The following is a 16,039-nucleotide window of genomic DNA, read 5'->3' as shown; positions in this document are numbered from 1 at the left end:
TCGCCCTGCTGGCCCGCCCCGACCAGCAGACCGGTCCGGTCCGCGCCGACCAGGTCAACCCAGGTGGGTGCGGAGGAAGTCGAGTTCCAGGCGGAGCAGGCGTTCGGACAGCCCACCGGCCGCCATGTGGGTGGCCCCGGTCAGCGGCAGCACCGCGTGCGGCCGGCCGGTCGACAGCAGTGCCGCCGACAGCCGCAGCGTGTGCGCGGCGACCACGTTGTCGTCGACCATCCCGTGCACCAGCAGCAGCGGGCGGGCCGGCTCGCCGGGATGCAGCGGCTCCGCCGCCAGCTCCACCAGCGAGTGGTGCCCGTACACGTCGATGCCGTCGTCGGGCAGGCCCAGGTAGCGCTCGGTGTAGGCGGTGTCGTACAGCGTCCAGTCGGTGACCGGGGCGCCGGCGATGCCGCACCGGAACAGCTCCGGGTGGCGTAGCACGGCCAACCCGGCCAGCCAGCCGCCGAACGACCAGCCCCGGATCGCCACCCGGTCGAGGTCCAGGTCGGGGTGCTTGCCGGCGAGCGCGGTCAACGCGTCCACCTGGTCGGTCAGGATCACGTCGGCCACCCGCCGGTGGATGGCCTTCTCGAACGACGGTGCCACGCCCGGCGTACCCCGGTTGTCGATGGTGACCACGGCGAACCCGCAGTCCGCCCACCACTGCCGTTCCAGCCAGGCCGACCGGGCGGCCACCACCTCCTGGTGGCCGGGGCCGCCGTAGACGTCCAGCAGCACCGGCAGCCGGGTGCCCTTGACGTGCTCGGTCGGGTAGAGCACCGCCGACGGTAACCGGCGGTCGGTCACCCGGACCAGCATCGGCCGGGGCGCCGACGACGGGGTCGCCGCCAGCGACCGTAGCCGGGCCACCTCCCGGTCGCCGCGCCACACCGACCAGCTCGTCCCGGCCTCGTCCAGCGAGGCGGTGCCGACCACCAGGGTGTCCCCGCCGACCGCCGCCGTGTGCCAGCCGGGGGTGCTGCTCATCCGGCGGGCGTCCACCCCACCACCGATCACGGTACGGACCCGGTAGAGGTGCCGTTGGCTCGGTTCGCCCTCGCTCGCCTCCACCAGCAGGTCGGCCGGCCCGGGACCGGTGGGCAGCCGGCCCACCACCCGTCGTACGTACAGCGAGGGCGGGGTGAGCAGGGTGCCGTCGGCGAACAGGCAGCGGGCGTCGTACCCGTCGTGGGCCAGCTCGCCGCCGACCAGCACCCGGCCGTCCGGCAGGTGCGCGGGGGTGCCCGGGATCGGCTCCACCCAGCGCGGGTCGGCCAGCTCCGCGTGCACCTGCGTCTCCCCGGTACGCGGGTCCACCGCCAGCACCAGGCCGTGTTGCTGCGACCGGCGCAGCACCGTGATCAGCGGGTTGCCGTCGGCCCAGTCGACCGAGGCCAGGTACGGGTAGGTCTCCCGGTCCCAGTGCACGTCGACCCAGCCGTCGTCCAGGTCGAGCAGGTGCAGGCTGACCTCGGCGTTCGGCCCACCCGCCCGGGGGTACGCGACGGTGGTCGGCGGGGTCGCCGGGTCCGCCGGGTCGTGCAGGTGCCAGCGCGGCAGCCGGGACTCGTCGACCCGGGCGGCGAGCACCATCCGCCCGTCCGGGGCCCACCAGTAACCCCGGAACCGGCCGAACTCCTCCGCCGCCACATGCTCGGCGAGCCCCCAGCTCACCCCACCGTCCTCGCCGGCCAGCAGGGAGTCGGTGCCGTCCGGGGCGACCACCCGCAGCTCGCCCCGGCGTACCCCGTCGGCGGTGTCGGTCACGTAGGCCACCCGCTGACCGGTCGGGTCGGGACGCGGGTCGATCACCGGGCCGACGGTGGCCACCTCGATCACGTCGCCGTGCACCAGATCGGCCCGGAACAGCCGGCCGGCCAGCGCGAACACCGCCACCCGGCCCGCCCCGTCCAGGGCGTACGAGCCGATGCCGGCGGTGCTGAGCCGACGTCGTTCGCGTAGCGCCCGCTCACCGGGGGCCAGCGCCACCGGGTCGGCGTCGTCGCCGAGCAGCACGGCCGGGTCGGCGACCAGGCGTTCCTCGGCGGAGGCGGTCTCCAGCGCCCAGAGCGCGTCGGCCGGGTCCTCCGGGCCGCCCGAGCGGAGGAAGACCACCCGGGAACCGTCACCGGTCACGGACACGGCACGCGGCGCCCCGTGGCTGAACCGACGGGTACGGGCGGCCAGCTCGGGAAAGTCCACAACCCGGATCGTAGAGCGGTGCCGGGCGTGATGTGGCCGACCTGGGTGGACGCGTACGCCCCGGCGCGGACGGACCGCCGGTTAGAGTGACCGTCGTGACGACGCTGCCCGACCGACGCCTGCTGCTGGTCCACGCGCATCCCGACGACGAGTCCATCGGCACCGGGTCGACGATGGCGCACTACGCCGCCGACGGCGCCCACGTCACGCTGGTGACCTGCACCCTCGGCGAGGAAGGCGAGATCCACGTGCCGGAGCTGGCGCAGCTCGCCGCTGCCGAGGCCGACCAGCTCGGCGGCTTCCGGATCGGGGAGCTGGCCGCCGCCTGCGCCGCGCTCGGCGTCACCGACCACCGCTTCCTCGGTGGCGCGGGCCGCTACCGGGACTCGGGCATGATGGGGCTGGCCACCAACGAGCACCCCCGGGCGTTCTGGGCGGCCGACCTCGACGTGGCCGCCGGTCAGCTCCTGGACGTCATCCGGGAGATCCGCCCGCAGGTCATGGTCACCTACGACCCGAACGGCTTCTACGGTCACCCGGACCACATCCAGGCGCACCGGGTGACGATGCGGGCACACGAGCTGGCCGCCGCGGAGGGCATCGCCCCGGCCAAGGTCTACTGGACGGCGCTGCCACGCAGCGTCCTGGAGGCCGGCATGAGCCACTTCACCGAGTCCTCGGACAACCCGTTCGCGGGCATCGACAGCGTCGACGAACTGCCCTTCGGCACCCCGGACGACCAGATCGCCGCCCGGATCGACGCCACCGACCAGCACGCCGCCAAAGAGGCGGCGATGCGGGCGCACGGCACCCAGATCCCCGCCAACTCCTGGTTGTACGCGATCGCCGGCAACTTCGGCGCCGAGTTCATGGGTGTGGAGTTCTTCACCCTGGCGGTGGGGGAACCCGGCCCAGCCGGTGGACCGAACGGCTGGGAGAGTGACCTCTTCGCCGGGATCGACACGAACCCGTCGGGCTCGTCCGCCGGCCGGCCCGACCCGGCTGCCGGTCAGCCGGTGGCGGCGGCACGTCGGCCGGAGCAGGCGTACCCGGTGGGGGGCGGGCCGGCCTCGGCGACGGCCGGGCTCCGGTGACGCTGCCCGCCACGCCGATGCCGGTAGTCGAGGAGGAGACCGCCGCCGTCCCGCCGCCACCCGGCCCGACGGTACGCCTGTTCGACGTCGTGCTGCGGTTGGTCGGCGGGCTGGTCGCCGTGGTCGGCGGGGTGCTCACCGCCCTGATCGGCCTGCTGCTGTCCACCGTCCGGGTCGGCGGGCAGCTGATCGGGGTGTCGGTGGTGGTCACCATCCTGGGGGCGATCGCGGTGAGCTGGTTCGCGTACGCCACGATCGGCCGCAAGTGGGCGGTGGCGTTGCCGGCCCTGCCGTGGTTCGTGCTGATGGCGGTGGCAGCGGTCCGTACTGCCGAGGGTGACCTGCTGGTCGCCGGGGACAACTGGGTCGGGCTGGCGATGATCACCACCGGCGCGATGACGTTCGCGGTGATGGCGTTCCGGCAGATCCTCAGCCCGCAGCCGCGCCGCCACGACGGGTGATGACGGCACACAGCCGACGGTGGTAGATATTCCTGCCAGGAGCCCCGTCGACGCGGCGGGCGGTGTGGCAGGAGGCGTGTGATGAGAGATCGGTGGCGGGCTGTCGGCGTACTCGCGGCGGCATTGTTCGCGGTCAACGTGGTGGCCCGGGTGATCATCAAGCTCGGCTTCGACGGGAACGACACTGCCGCCGACCGGGTCTCGCTGGGCATGTTCATCGTGGTCGGACTGGTGCTGGCCGGGGTGGTCTTCGCCTGGGGCCGGGTCGTGCCGGCGGCGCGTTGGGGAGCCGACGTGGCCGCCGCGGTGGCGGTGGCGCTGCTGCTGACCGTGCTCGTCGGCCCGCTGCTGGTCGGCAACGATCCGTTCGGTGGGGGAGCGGGGCTCTTCTTCGCCCAGATCTGGCTCTATCTCGCCGCCGCGGCGGCCGGCGTGGCGATCGGCTACCTGGTGCTCATCGCCCTCGGCCGCGACCACCGCTCCCGCCAGCTCCAACGGTACGCCGAGCGTAACGTGGGCAAGCCCCGCCGGGTGGTCCGCCGCTGACCCACCCGCCCGGGGTGGGTCAGGTGGGAGGGGCGACGCGGGTGAGGTAGGTGTGGTGGGTGGTGAAGCCGAGCTTGCGGTAGAGCGAGACCGCCTCGATGTTGCGCTGTTCCACCTGGAGGAAGGCGTGGGTCGCGCCCTCGGCCGTGCCCCAGTCGGCCAGCGCCCGGATCACCCGGGCGGCCAGCCCCTGCCGGCGTGCCTGCGGGGCCACCTCGATCAGGCTGAGCCCCAGCCAGCGGCCCTGCCCGGTGACCGTGCCCCGGCCCGTCGCCAGCAGCGCGCCGTCGGCGTACACCTGGGCGAAGCGGACCTGGGCCACGGCGGTCAGGATGTGCCGGGCGGAGTCCGGCAGGCCGCCCTTGCGCCCGGCGGCGACCGCGAGCCACTCCTCGGACGGCACGCCGGTGAGGGCGACCGCCGCACCGCCGGCCGGGCCTTGCGGGGTGGGACCGGGGGGCGATGCGGGGGGCGGCTCCGCCGGCCGCAGCGTGGCCAGCGGGACGGTCTGCACCAGGGTCAGCGGCCGGGCGGTCCAGCCCCGGGCGTCCAGTTCGGCGCCGACCGGCACGGCCAGCGGCAACGGCGTGTTGACCATGGCGGGTTGGCCGTGTTCGGCGTACCAGCGTTCGATCGCGTCGATCGCCGCCGGCAGCGGGCGGTCCGGGTCGCCGACCGGCAGCGCCGAATTGGCCCGGCCGGTCCAGCCGTCGGCGGAGCGCAGCAGCCAGTCGCCGAGCCGGGCGCGTACCGGTGCCGGCCACGCCTCGTCGGCGGCGAGTTCCAGTTCGACCACGGCCGAGGCGGTGGGCCGGCGGGTGGGGGGCACCCGCTTGGCCCGGTGCACCTCGGCCACCGGCACCCGGAGCCGGCCCTGGGCGGTGGCGATGGTGAGATGAGTCTCGCTCAGCTCGACCAGCTCACCGAGGGCGTCCGAAAAGAGGGGCCGGCCCTCGCGAATCCCCACAATGCGGCGAACCACGATCCGGTGTCCCACATCCTGCTGTCGGAGCACGATCGACCTCCTCCCCGGCGAGATACTAGGCTCTTAGCGTCGCGGGTGATCGCGACGAGTCTGGCGGAGGAGAAGACCGGTGACCTACATCATCGCCGAGCCGTGCGTGGATGTGCTCGACAAGGCATGCATCGAGGAATGCCCGGTCGACTGCATTTACGAGGGCAACCGGATGCTCTACATCCACCCCGACGAATGCGTCGACTGTGGTGCCTGTGAGCCGGTCTGCCCGGTGGAGGCCATCTTCTACGAGGACGACGTCCCGGAGCAGTGGAAGGACTACACCGGGGCCAACTACGAGTTCTTCGAGGACCTGGGCTCGCCGGGCGGCGCGTCGAAGATCGGCAAGGTGGAGAAGGACGCGACGTTCGTCGCCGGCCAGCCGCCGCGCGGCGAGGGCCACTGAACCGGCCGGCAGCCGGGACACCGGGCTCGCCGGCTGCGGTGCCGGGCTCGCCGGCCGGGCCGGCTGTGGTGCCGGTCGGCCCCGGGTCGGTGGTGCCGGCCGGTGGTGCGTCGGGGTCGTCGGCCGGGTCCGCGTCGGGCCCGGCCCGGCCCGGTCCGGTGTCGGCGCGGTTGCCCGAGTTCACCTGGGACACGCTGGACGCCGCGGCCGCCCTGGCCGCGGCGCACCCGGACGGCCTGATCAACCTCTCCATGGGCACGCCGGTCGACCCGGTGCCCCCGGTGATCCGGCAGGCGCTGGCGGACGCCGCCGACGCGCCGGGCTACCCGCTGACGGCGGGCACCCCGGCGCTACGCGACGCCATCGCCGGCTGGGTGGCCCGCGCCTGCGGTGCGGGTGCCGACGGGCTCGGGGTGCTGCCGACGATCGGTTCCAAGGAACTGGTCGCCTGGCTGCCCACCCTGCTCGGGATCGGCCCCGGCGACGTGGTCGTGGTGCCGTCGGTCGCCTATCCGACATATGAGGACGGGGCCCGGCTGGCCGGCGCCACCACCGTCCGCGCCGACTCGCTGACCGCGGTCGGCCCCACCTCCCGGGTACGCCTGGTCTGGGTCAACTCGCCCGGCAACCCGACCGGTCGGGTGCTGCCCGCCGCCCACCTGCGCAAGGTGGTCGACTGGGCCCGGGAGCGCGGTGCCGTGGTGGCCAGCGACGAGTGCTACCTGCCGCTGGGCTGGACGGCCGACGCCGCGCCGGTGTCGGTGCTCGCGCCGGAGGTCTGCGGCGGGTCGTACGACTCGGTGCTGGCGGTGCACTCGCTGTCCAAGCGGTCCAACCTGGCCGGCTACCGGGCCGGGTTCGTCGCCGGTGATCCGGCGCTCGTCGCCGAGCTGCTGAAGATCCGCAAGCACGCCGGCATGATCGTCCCGGCTCCGGTGCAGGCCGCGATGGTGGCCGCGCTGGCCGACCAGGCGCACGCCGACGAGCAGCGGGAACGCTACCGGGCCCGGCGGGAGACACTGCTCGCCGCGTTCACCCGGGCGGGCTTCCGGGTGGACCACTCCGAGGCGGGCCTCTACCTCTGGGTCACCCGCGACGAGGACTGCTGGGACACCGTCGACCGGCTGGCCCGACGGGGCATCCTGGTCGCCGCCGGGGCCTTCTACGGCCCGGCCGGGCAGCGGCACGTCCGGGTGGCGTTGACCGGGTCGGACGCGCACGTCGCGGCGGTCGCCCAGCGGCTCGCCCAGCCGTAGGGGCGGCTGCGGTGGGTGACGAGGTGGGCCGGCCCCGGGTCGCCGTGGTCGGCACCGGCCTGATCGGCGGTTCGATCCTGCTGCGGCTGCACGAGGCGGGTACGCCGGTGGCCGGCTGGGACCCGGACCCGGCGACCCGGGCCGAGGGCCGTCGCCGGGGCCTCACCTTCCCCGACGAGCTGGCCGACGCGGTCCGGGACCGGGACGTGGTGTTCCTCGGTGGTCCCCTGCCGAGTCTGCCGCAGACCCTGCTCACCGTGTCCGGGCTGACCGACGACCGGTGTGTCGTCACCGACGTGGGCAGCACCAAGGCGGCCGTCGCCGGGTTCGCCGGGGCGCACGGGCTGACCGGCCGGTTCGTCCCCGGTCACCCGATGGCCGGCACCGAACGGGCCGGGCTGACGGCCGCGCTGGCCGGGCTGTTCGTCGACGCGGCCTGGGTGCTCTGCCCGAGCGTCGACGGGTTGGTGCCGTTCCGGACGCTGGTCGGGCTCATCGTCGACGTCTTCGCCGCGCACGTCGTACCGATGTCGCCGGGGGTGCACGACTCCGTGGTGGCGCTCTCCTCCCACGTACCGCACCTGCTGGCCGGCAGCCTGGCCGGGGCCGCCGCCGACTCGGCGGTGCGGGACGCGGTGGTCCGGCTCGCGGCGGGCAGCTTCCGTGACGGCACCCGGGTCGCGACGACCCCGGCCCGGCGTACCGCCGACATGCTGCTGGCCAACCGGGAGCAGGTGCTGCGGCAGTTGGCCGAGGTGCGGGCGGCGCTCGACGGGCTGACCGAGGCGGTCCGCGACGACGACCTGCCCGCGCTGGTGGCGCACTACGAGCGGGCCCGGACGGTACGGCTGCCGCCGGGCGACGTGCGACCCGTCCACCGGCGGTTCGCCCTCGCCGGGGACCCGGCGCAGGAGTTGGCGTTCGTCCGGTCGGTGGGTGAGTCCGGTGGGCACCTCACCGGTTGCACGGTGGCGGGGGAGACGGTGACGTACACCGGTCTGCGGCCCGCCGAGGCCCCGGCCTGACCGTGCGGAAACCGGCGGCGGTCCGGTTGCGCCGTTAGGGTGGGTGCGTGGCGGACGGACCGGTGGTGGCGGTACGCGGTGAGGCGTACCGGGAGGTGGCACCCGAGCTGGCCCGGTTCGAGGTGACCGCGACGGCCCGGGAACGGGACCGTCAGGTCGCCCTGACCCGGCTCGCCGAGCGGGCCGCCGCCGTCCGGGTGCTGCTCGACGAGCACGAGCCGGCGGTGGACCGCCGGGAGGCCGGGGAGCTGCGGGTGCGACCCGAGACGAACCGGTCCGGTGAGCGGGTCGTCGGCTACCTGGGCAGCGTCTCCACCACGGTCACCGTCACCGACTTCGGCTCCCTGGCCGAGCTGATGTTGCGGCTGGCCGAGCTGGACCACGTCGAGGTGGCCGGCCCCTGGTGGTCGCTGCGGCCGGACAGCCCGGCCCACCGGGAGGCCCGGCACGAGGCGATCGCCGACGCGTTGCGCCGGGCCCGGGAGTACGCCGAGGCGCTCGGTGCCCGGGTGACCGCCCTGCTGGAGCTGGCCGACACCGACGAGGGGTTCGCCGGGGGCGGGGCGATGTACGCCCGCCAGGACCGGATGGCCGGCTCACCGGAGCTGGAACTCGACCCCCGCCCGCAGTCGGTGCACGCGGTGGTGCGGGCCCGGTTCACCATCAGCGAGCCGGTCCTGACCTGATGCCCGAGGCGCGTCCGTGCTCCCTCGACGACCTGGTGGCCCGGGCCCGGTCGCTGGCCGACGCCGGCCCCCGGCAGCTGCTGGGCATCACCGGTGCGCCCGGTGCGGGCAAGTCCACGCTGGCCGAGCGGATCGTCGCGGCGGTCGGCCCGACCGCCCGGCTGGTGCCGATGGACGGTTTCCACCTCGCCCAGGCGGAGCTGGTCCGGCTGGGCCGGGCCGACCGCAAGGGCGCGGTCGACACCTTCGACGCCAACGGGTACGTGTCGTTGCTGCGCCGGTTGCGCCGGTTGGAGCCGACCGCCGTGTACGCGCCGCTGTTCCGCCGTGATCTGGAGGAGCCGGTGGCCGGGGCGGTGGAGGTGCCGCCCTCGGTCCGGCTGGTGGTGACCGAGGGCAACTATCTGCTGCTCGACGATCCCCCCTGGGACGAGGTGCGGTCGTTGCTGCACGAGGCGTGGTTCCTCGACCTGGACGCCGAGCTGCGGTTGCGTCGGTTGGTGGCGCGGCACGTGGCGTACGGGCGGTCGCCGGAGGCGGCGCACACCTGGGCGTACGGCAGCGACGAGGCGAACGCCGCGCTGGTGGCGGGCACCGCCGACCGGGCCGACCTGGTGATCCGGTCAACCGACCCGGGGTGACGGGACGGTACGCCGCAGCAGCCGGGCCACCAGGGTCCGTTCCCGGTGGAACTCCAACGCCTCCGGATAGCCGCTGTGGTTGCGGATCGGCGGGTCGGCGACCTCACCCCCGCTGGGGTGCAGCGCCTCCGGGTCGGTCACCGGCACGTCCCGTTCCCCGGCGCTGACCCGCCAGCCGAGGGGGTCGGTGTCGCGCCAGAAGTTGGTCCACGCGACGTGGCCGGAGGGCCAGGTCAGGTTGTCGGCGAGCACCCGGAGCCGGTCCGGGCCGAAGTAGGCGGGGAAGACCCGTCCGTAGAGCCGGGTGAGCTGGCAGCCGTACGACAGGAACCAGATCCGCCGCCGCCACCGGGCCGGGAGCTGGAGCAGCGTCGCCGCGCAGATCACCGTGCCCTGGCTGTGCCCGGAGAGGATCACCCCGTCCATCCGGCGCGGGTCCTGTTCGCTCAGCGCCAGGATTCCGGCGACCCGGGTCTGCAACTCGGGTACGGCCCGTTCCGCATAGCTGGGCGGGGCGAGCGGGTGCGCGGCGCGCGGCCAGAAGGTGCCGATGTCCCAGAGCACCCCGACGCTGCGCCGGACGGTGTCGTTGCGGTAGACGAGCAGGCCCAGGCCGGCGACCACCAGGGGGAGCCAGCCCAGCATGGTGTCGCCGAGGTCGGCGGCGGCGCGTACCAGACCCACCCAGCCCGACGCGCCGGCCGGTGCGGGGCGGGTACGGGTGAGCGCGGCCACGCAGGAGAAGGCCACCAGCACCGCCGCGATGGCGGCGTAGTGGCCGATCAGCCGTACCGCGTGTTCGCCGACCAGGCGGTGCAGCGCGCGGAAGGTGCTGACGTCCCGGCAGCGGCGCAGGTCGTGCGCGGAGAGGTCCCGCCGGCCGGCGGTGAGCCGGGTGTACTCGGCGCGACGCAGCCCGCCGAAGATCATTGCGGCGCGGATCAGCGTGCCGATCAGGGCGGCGGTGGCGACGGTGAAGGCCAGGCCGGCCCAGATTACCGGCAGCGGCGGCGCGATCGGGGAGAATCCGCTGGGTGAGGCGGGACCGTCGAGCCGGTCGGCGATCCAGTAGAGCAGGCCGGCACAGTAGGCGATGGCCATCATCCAGCCGAAGCCGGCGATCACCGCCGCCCCCCGGCCGCCCCAGGCCACGTCGGTGTACGTGCCGAGCGGTTGCTGGTCGTCGTCGCTGCCGGTGCGCGGCAGCAGCAACCCGATCGCGGCGACCGCGATGGCCGGTGCGGCGAGCATCCAGATCAGCAGCCCGTCGGGGGCGGTGGGGAGGCCGGGCAGCCAGCCGTCGCGCCAGGCCATCCCGAGGGGCAGCAGCACGCCGACCGTGCCGGGGAGGAGCAGGGCGCGTCGTCCCGACCGGGCGACCGTGCCGATGGCGATCAGCAGCAGCACCTGGTAGGTGGCGAGCCAGGCGACGAGACCGTCGTAGCCGGGCAGGGAGTGGTCGGTGAGGCAGCCGGCGAGGCCCGGGTCACGGGCGCACCCGGCGGGCGGACGCCACTGCGCCAGCGGGGTGCCGGCGGGGCCGTCCGGCAGCAGCAGGAGGGTGAAGGTGCCGACCAGGGCCAGGCCGGTGAGCACGCCGACGGCGAGGCTCCACCGGCCGAGCGGGGTGGCCCCGCTGCGCCGGGTCAGCCAGGGCCGGCCCACCGCCACCACCGCGATCGCCACCACCACGACCAGGGCGGTGACGGTCGGGGCGGCGATCACGGCCCGTACGCCCCGGGCCGGGTCCATCACCAGCACTGCGCCGACGGGTACCGCGGCGGCGAGCGCCGCGCCGACGCACAGGTGCAGGACGGCGGCGCGGCGCAGTTGGCCCTCCCCGCTCCAGAAGGTGGGGTCCTGCAACGGGTTGGCCAGGCCGGGCCCGGCAGCGGCGGGTTGTTCCCCGTCGTCGGCCAGCGGGGGGCGGGGGTCGGCGGGCATCTCGGCCTCGTACTGGTAGGTGCGCCAGGCGACGACGCCGAGCACCAGCAGCATGGACAACGGCACCAGCAGGCCGGCGGCGAGCGCGTGGGCGTCCGTGCGCCACCAGCCCCGGCCGAGGAACTCCCACGAGCCGGGCAGTTGCCGCAGGCACTCCTGATCGATGCACTGCCAGGCGATCAGGTCGACCCCGACGCCGGCGGCGGCGAGCACCAGGGTGCCGGTGAGGCTCAGACAGAACAGCCGGATCAGCCAGGCGGTGATGCCGGAGCGGCTGCCCCAGCGTTCGGTGTCCGGGTCGGGCGGGATGCCGGGGCGGGCGTACAGCGCGACGTTGGCCAGGGTGAACGGCAGCAGCAGCGTCCACAGGGCCCGTTCGACGTCACGTGCGGTCCGCGCCCCCGACGTCAACTGCCCCCAGCTGTACGCCTCGACGACGACCGGGTCGTCCGGGGCGGAGTCGCTGGCGCGGTAGAAGCCCGTGACGTCACCGCCGGAGACGAGTCGGGGCGGCTGGCCGACACCGGTCGGGTCGGTGGGCAGGCCGAGGATCTGGTCGGGCGGGGTGTTCGACACGCCGTGCACCCGGAGTTCGAGTACACGCTCGGCCATCGGTGCTCCCTGGTGACGTCTTCACTACCCAGAGTGCATCGGATTTCCTGATTCGCCCACCGATCTGTCCGGTGTTCTCGCAGCTCAGCCGCTATTTCAGGGTACGGATCACCCGTGCTGGGTTACCCACGGCGACCACGTTGGCCGGTAGGTCGCGGGTGACCACCGCGCCGGCCCCGACCACCGTGTTCGCCCCGATGGTCACTCCGGCGAGGACGATCACCCCGCCGCCGAGCCAGACGTTGTCGCCGATGGTGATCGGCTGGGCGGACTCCCACTTGGCCCGGCGGGGCTCCGCCTCGACCGGGTGGGTGGCGGTGAGCAGTTGCACGTTGGGTCCGATCTGGACGTCCGCGCCGATGGTGATCCGGGCCACGTCGAGCAGGACCGCGTTGAAGTTGACGAAGCTGCGGGCCCCGAGGTGGGTCTGCCAGCCGTAGTCGCAGTGCAGCGGCGGGCGTACCCAGGCGCCCTCGCCGAGGCTGCCGAGCAGGTCGCGCAGGGTGGCGAGCCGGCCCTGCGGGTCGTCGGCGGCGCTGCGGTTGAAGCGTTCGGTGAGCCGCGCCGCGCGGTCCAGGTCGGCGATGATCTCGGGCTCGTTCGCGATGTACGGCTCGCCGGCGAGCATGCGTTCCCTCATGGACGTCACCAGGCCATGGTCACCGGTCGGTCGTCCCCGGGGTGGGAAGTGGGTCGGTCCTGTCGCAGCAATGTGTCCGGACGGTCATCATTCGGCCTTCTATTTGCATACCGGGTATGTAATTCTAGGCGTCGATGTGACTCCGGTCATGAAACGCCCCAGAAGGAGGATCCGTTGCACGGAAGCAGAAGAACCGCGGCCGGCGGGTTGGTGCTCGCCCTGGCTCTCGGTCTGCCGGCGACGGGCGCGAACGCCGCCCCGGCCGCCCCGCCCGCGTCCCGGCCCACCACGCCGGCCGCCGGCTCCACCACGGTCACCCTGATCACCGGGGACCAGGTCACCGTCACCCGCACCGGTGGCGCCGCCGTGCGCCCCGGCGTCGGCCGCAAGCACCAGCAGTTCCTGGTCCGCCGCGAACACGGCCACCTCAACGTGGTGCCCCGCGACGCGCTGCCGCTGCTGCGCTCGGGCCAGGTCGACCGGCGGCTGTTCGACGTCACCGCGCTGATCGCCGCCCGCTACGACGACGCCCACCGGGACAATCTGCCACTGCTGGTGTCGTACCGCTCGGAGCAGTCCCGGCGTGGCGCGACCGCGCTGCCCGGCACCCGGGTGACCCGCGAGCTCCCGGCGATCCAGGGCGCGGCCCTGACCGCCGGCAAGTCCTCAGCCGGCGCGGTCTGGTCCACGCTCACCGGTGCCGGCAGTGCCCGACTCGGCGCGGCAGGGGGCGTCGAGCGGATCTGGTTGGACGGTCGTCGCGCACTCTCCCTCGACCACAGCGTGCCCCAGATCGGTGCGCCGACCGCATGGGCGGCCGGTTACACCGGCAAGGGGGTGACCGTCGCGGTGCTGGACACCGGCGTCGACGCCACCCACCCGGACCTGGCCGGCAAGGTGAGCGAGGCACGCAACTTCAGCGACACGCCGGACCAGAAGGACACCGTCGGGCACGGCACCCACGTCGCGTCCACCATCGCCGGCAGCGGTGCCGCCTCCGGTGGGAAGTACAAGGGCGTCGCGCCGGACGCGAAGCTCCTCGACGGCAAGGTCTGCGAGGAGTTCGGCTGCGCCGAGTCGTCGATCCTGGCCGGCATGCAGTGGGCCACTGTCGACAAGAAGGCCGCCGTGGTCAACCTCAGCCTCGGTGGCACGGACACCCCGGAGGTCGACCCGCTGGAGGAGGCCGTCCAGACGCTGACCGCCCAGACCGGCAGCCTCTTCGTCATCGCCGCCGGCAACGACGGCCGGGACGGCTCGGTCGGCTCACCTGGCAGCGCCGACGCCGCGCTCACCGTCGGCGCGGTCGACCGGGACGACGAACTGGCCGACTTCTCCAGCCGGGGTCCCCGGGTCGGTGACGACGCGCTCAAGCCCGACATCACCGCACCCGGCGTCGACATCGTGGCCGCCCGCTCCGTCGACGGCCAGATCGGTGACCCGGTGGGGACGCAGTACGTCGCACTCTCCGGCACCTCGATGGCCACCCCGCACGTCGCCGGCTCGGTGGCGTTGCTGGCCCAGCAGCACCCCGGCTGGAAGGCCGGGCAGCTCAAGGCGACCCTGATGGCCGCCGCCAAGCCGCACCCCACGCAGACCGCATACGAGCAGGGCGCCGGTCGGGTGGACCTGACCCGGGCGATCACCGAGCAGGTCACCACCGACCCGGTCAGCGTCTCGTTCGGTCGGGCCCTCTGGCCGCACGGCGACGACGCCCCGATCACCCGGACCGTCGCCTGGCACAACGCCGGGACGGCCCCGGTCACCCTCGACCTGACCCTTGAGGTGCAGGGACCGGGCGGGAAGGCCGCGCCGGCCGGCATGTTCACCCTCGGCGTCAACCGGATCACCGTCCCGGCCGGCGGTCGGGCCGAGACCACCGTCACCGCCGACACCCGACTCGGTGTCGACGGCTACTGGACCGGTCGGGTGGTGGCCCGGTCGGGGTCCACCGTCGCGGTGACCCCGCTGGCCGTGCACCGGGAGGTGGAGAGCTACACCGTCACGCTCACCCACCTCGACCGCAGCGGAAAGCCCGGCGGCGACTACTCGACCACCCTGGCCGACCTCACCGGGTACGACCTGGTGGACGTCACCGACTTCGACGGCGTCGCCGAGGTCCGGGTCCCCAAGGGCAGGTACGGGCTGAGCAGCGTCTTCTTCGAGCCGGGGCCGGACGAGCAGTCGGGCGGGCTGGCCCTGCTCGCCCAGCCGGAGCTGGTGGTCGACGGCGACACGGCGGTCACCATCGATCTGCGCAAGGCCAAGCCGGTGCGGATGACCGTCCCGCAGGCCGACGCGAAGGTCGCCCTGGTCGACGTCAGCGCCAACTTCCTCACCCCCGACGGCGGCAGCTTCGGCTCCGGCATCGTCTCCTTCGACACCTTCGACGGACTGTCCACCGGGCAGCTCGGCAGGGCGGTGTCGGCCGACGAGTTCGTCGCCACCGTCAACAGCCAGTGGGCCGACCTCGAAGCCGAGCACAGCCCCTACCTGTACGCGCTGGCCGAGACCATCCCGGGCAGGCTGCCCAGTGGTTTCGTCCGCGACTACCGCAAGCGTGACCTGGCCACGGTGGTGCACAGGTTCCGTGACCCGTACCCGAAGATGGAAGCCGAGCGGCTGGTCTTCCCGGACAACGGCTACAACACCGGCGGCTGGGCCGTCGGGCTCGCCACCGACGTGCCCGGCCAGCGGGTCGAGCACTACAGCACCAAGGGTGTGCGCTGGGACTCCGAACTGGACTTCGGCACCCGGACCGAGGATGGCTGGCTGGACCTCCAGGCGATCCTCCTGAGCCGGTCCGCCGCCTACCAGGCAGGCCGCCGGGTCACCGAGACCTGGGGGGCCGCGCCGCTCGGGCCGTCCCTGCCCACCCCACGCTGGCCGGAGGAGAGCGTCACCCGGATCGGGGACACCATCCTGGTGAGCGTGGCACTGCACAGTGACGCGGCCGGGCACATCGGGGTGTCGCTCAACGACACCGCCCGTACCGTCCTGTGGCGCAACGGCAAGCTGGTGGAGGAGCTCGACACCTCGGGGTACGGCGAGTTCACCGTGCCGAAGGGGGACGCCGACTACAAGCTGACCGTCAGGGCCAAGCGGAACCTCACCGACCTCAGCACCGAGGTGGAGGCGAGCTGGACCTTCCGCTCGGGGCACGTGGCGGGTGACACGCCGAAGCGGCTGCAGCTGTCGGAGATCCGGTTCACCCCGCGGCTGAACGCCGACAACACCGCCCCGGCCGGGCAGGTCTTCGCCGTACCGGTGCAGGTGCGGCGGCAGGCGGGCGCCGGCACCGCCAAGCTGGCGAAGCTCAGCGTCGACGTGTCGTACGACGGCGGGAAGACCTGGCGGCGGGCGACCGTGGTGAAGGTGCCGGGCCAGGGCACGGTGGCGCTGGTCAAGCACCCGGCCGGTGCCGGGTACGCGTCCCTGCGGGCGACCGCCCGGGACACCGACGGCAACACCGCGAGCACCCGGATCATCCAGGCGTACCGCCTGAAGTGACCCG

The 16,039-nt window shown here is 74.0% G+C and carries 13 protein-coding genes; 9 read left to right on the top strand and 4 right to left on the bottom strand.

The features are described 5' to 3' along the window. Positions 1-54 precede the first annotated feature (54 nt). Complete coding sequence (locus AB0C22_RS14015) at positions 55-2,199, bottom strand: prolyl oligopeptidase family serine peptidase (protein WP_357535154.1); 2,145 nt, start codon at positions 2,197-2,199, stop codon at positions 55-57. An 86-nt stretch (positions 2,200-2,285) separates the two neighbouring features. Between AB0C22_RS14015 and mshB the strand changes: the two genes are divergently transcribed. The 3 genes from mshB (at position 2,286) to AB0C22_RS14000 (ending at position 4,300) form a co-directional block, all read left to right on the top strand. Continuing rightward, the gene (gene mshB, locus AB0C22_RS14010; protein ID WP_219464614.1) at positions 2,286-3,293 is read left to right on the top strand and encodes an N-acetyl-1-D-myo-inositol-2-amino-2-deoxy-alpha-D-glucopyranoside deacetylase; all 1,008 of its coding nucleotides are present in this window, start codon (positions 2,286-2,288) and stop codon (positions 3,291-3,293) included. 17 nt (positions 3,294-3,310) lie between these two features. Next, complete coding sequence (locus AB0C22_RS14005; RefSeq protein WP_219464613.1) at positions 3,311-3,754, top strand: hypothetical protein; 444 nt, start codon at positions 3,311-3,313, stop codon at positions 3,752-3,754. Positions 3,755-3,835: 81 nt separating this feature from the next. Next, a complete protein-coding gene (locus AB0C22_RS14000; protein WP_208568042.1) occupies positions 3,836-4,300 on the top strand; it encodes a hypothetical protein in 465 nt (154 codons plus the stop codon). Between the two features lie 19 nt (positions 4,301-4,319). Here AB0C22_RS14000 and AB0C22_RS13995 read toward each other — a convergent pair whose 3' ends face one another. Continuing rightward, a complete protein-coding gene (locus tag AB0C22_RS13995) occupies positions 4,320-5,315 on the bottom strand; it encodes a GNAT family N-acetyltransferase (RefSeq protein ID WP_219464612.1) in 996 nt (331 codons plus the stop codon). 79 nt (positions 5,316-5,394) lie between these two features. Between AB0C22_RS13995 and fdxA the strand changes: the two genes are divergently transcribed. The 5 genes from fdxA to AB0C22_RS13970 all read left to right on the top strand — a co-directional run bounded on the left by fdxA (position 5,395) and on the right by AB0C22_RS13970 (position 9,329). Then, positions 5,395-5,721: a ferredoxin gene (fdxA, locus tag AB0C22_RS13990; RefSeq protein WP_007072862.1), complete on the top strand. Its 327-nt coding sequence runs from the start codon at positions 5,395-5,397 to the stop codon at positions 5,719-5,721. An 89-nt stretch (positions 5,722-5,810) separates the two neighbouring features. Next, positions 5,811-6,977 carry a succinyldiaminopimelate transaminase gene (gene dapC / locus AB0C22_RS13985; RefSeq protein ID WP_357535287.1) on the top strand — a complete coding sequence of 389 codons (1,167 nt, stop codon included), beginning with the start codon at positions 5,811-5,813 and terminating at the stop codon, positions 6,975-6,977. Positions 6,978-6,988: 11 nt separating this feature from the next. After that, complete coding sequence (locus AB0C22_RS13980; protein WP_219464610.1) at positions 6,989-8,002, top strand: prephenate dehydrogenase/arogenate dehydrogenase family protein; 1,014 nt, start codon at positions 6,989-6,991, stop codon at positions 8,000-8,002. Positions 8,003-8,049: 47 nt separating this feature from the next. Then, a complete protein-coding gene (locus AB0C22_RS13975) occupies positions 8,050-8,688 on the top strand; it encodes an SIMPL domain-containing protein (protein ID WP_208568046.1) in 639 nt (212 codons plus the stop codon). After that, complete coding sequence (locus tag AB0C22_RS13970) at positions 8,688-9,329, top strand: nucleoside/nucleotide kinase family protein (protein ID WP_219464607.1); 642 nt, start codon at positions 8,688-8,690, stop codon at positions 9,327-9,329. The genes AB0C22_RS13975 and AB0C22_RS13970 overlap by 1 nt, the downstream gene beginning before the upstream one ends. On the opposite strand, the gene AB0C22_RS13965 is transcribed toward AB0C22_RS13970, so the two are convergent. Both AB0C22_RS13965 and AB0C22_RS13960 read right to left on the bottom strand, forming a co-directional pair. Next, positions 9,312-11,885: a hypothetical protein gene (locus AB0C22_RS13965; protein WP_219464605.1), complete on the bottom strand. Its 2,574-nt coding sequence runs from the start codon at positions 11,883-11,885 to the stop codon at positions 9,312-9,314. The genes AB0C22_RS13970 and AB0C22_RS13965 overlap by 18 nt on opposite strands. Positions 11,886-11,976: 91 nt before the next feature. Beyond that, entirely contained in the window at positions 11,977-12,534 is a 558-nt protein-coding gene (locus AB0C22_RS13960; RefSeq protein WP_308290910.1) for a sugar O-acetyltransferase, read from the bottom strand. Positions 12,535-12,735: 201 nt separating this feature from the next. On the opposite strand from AB0C22_RS13960, the gene AB0C22_RS13955 reads away from it, so the two are divergent. Continuing rightward, positions 12,736-16,035, top strand: a complete 3,300-nt coding sequence (locus tag AB0C22_RS13955; RefSeq protein ID WP_357535285.1) for a S8 family serine peptidase — start codon at positions 12,736-12,738, stop codon at positions 16,033-16,035. Positions 16,036-16,039: the final 4 nt, after the last annotated feature.

Origin of the sequence: Micromonospora sp. NPDC048894, assembly GCF_040649765.1 — a bacterium.
GTDB classification, from domain to species: domain Bacteria; phylum Actinomycetota; class Actinomycetes; order Mycobacteriales; family Micromonosporaceae; genus Micromonospora; species Micromonospora antibiotica.
The sequence above is the reverse complement of the archived record's forward strand: the minus strand, read 5'-3'. Positions and strand labels throughout refer to the sequence as shown.

What these genes read in the sequence shown, in the direction of transcription:
- AB0C22_RS14005 (WP_219464613.1), top strand. Translation starts at nt 3,311, where the DNA reads ATGCCGGTAGTCGAGGAGGAGACCGCCGCCGTCCCGCCGCCACCCGGC.
- AB0C22_RS14000 (WP_208568042.1), top strand. Translation starts at nt 3,836, where the DNA reads ATGAGAGATCGGTGGCGGGCTGTCGGCGTACTCGCGGCGGCATTGTTC.
- AB0C22_RS13970 (WP_219464607.1), top strand. Translation starts at nt 8,688, where the DNA reads ATGCCCGAGGCGCGTCCGTGCTCCCTCGACGACCTGGTGGCCCGGGCC.
- AB0C22_RS13965 (WP_219464605.1), bottom strand. Translation starts at nt 11,885, where the DNA reads ATGGCCGAGCGTGTACTCGAACTCCGGGTGCACGGCGTGTCGAACACC.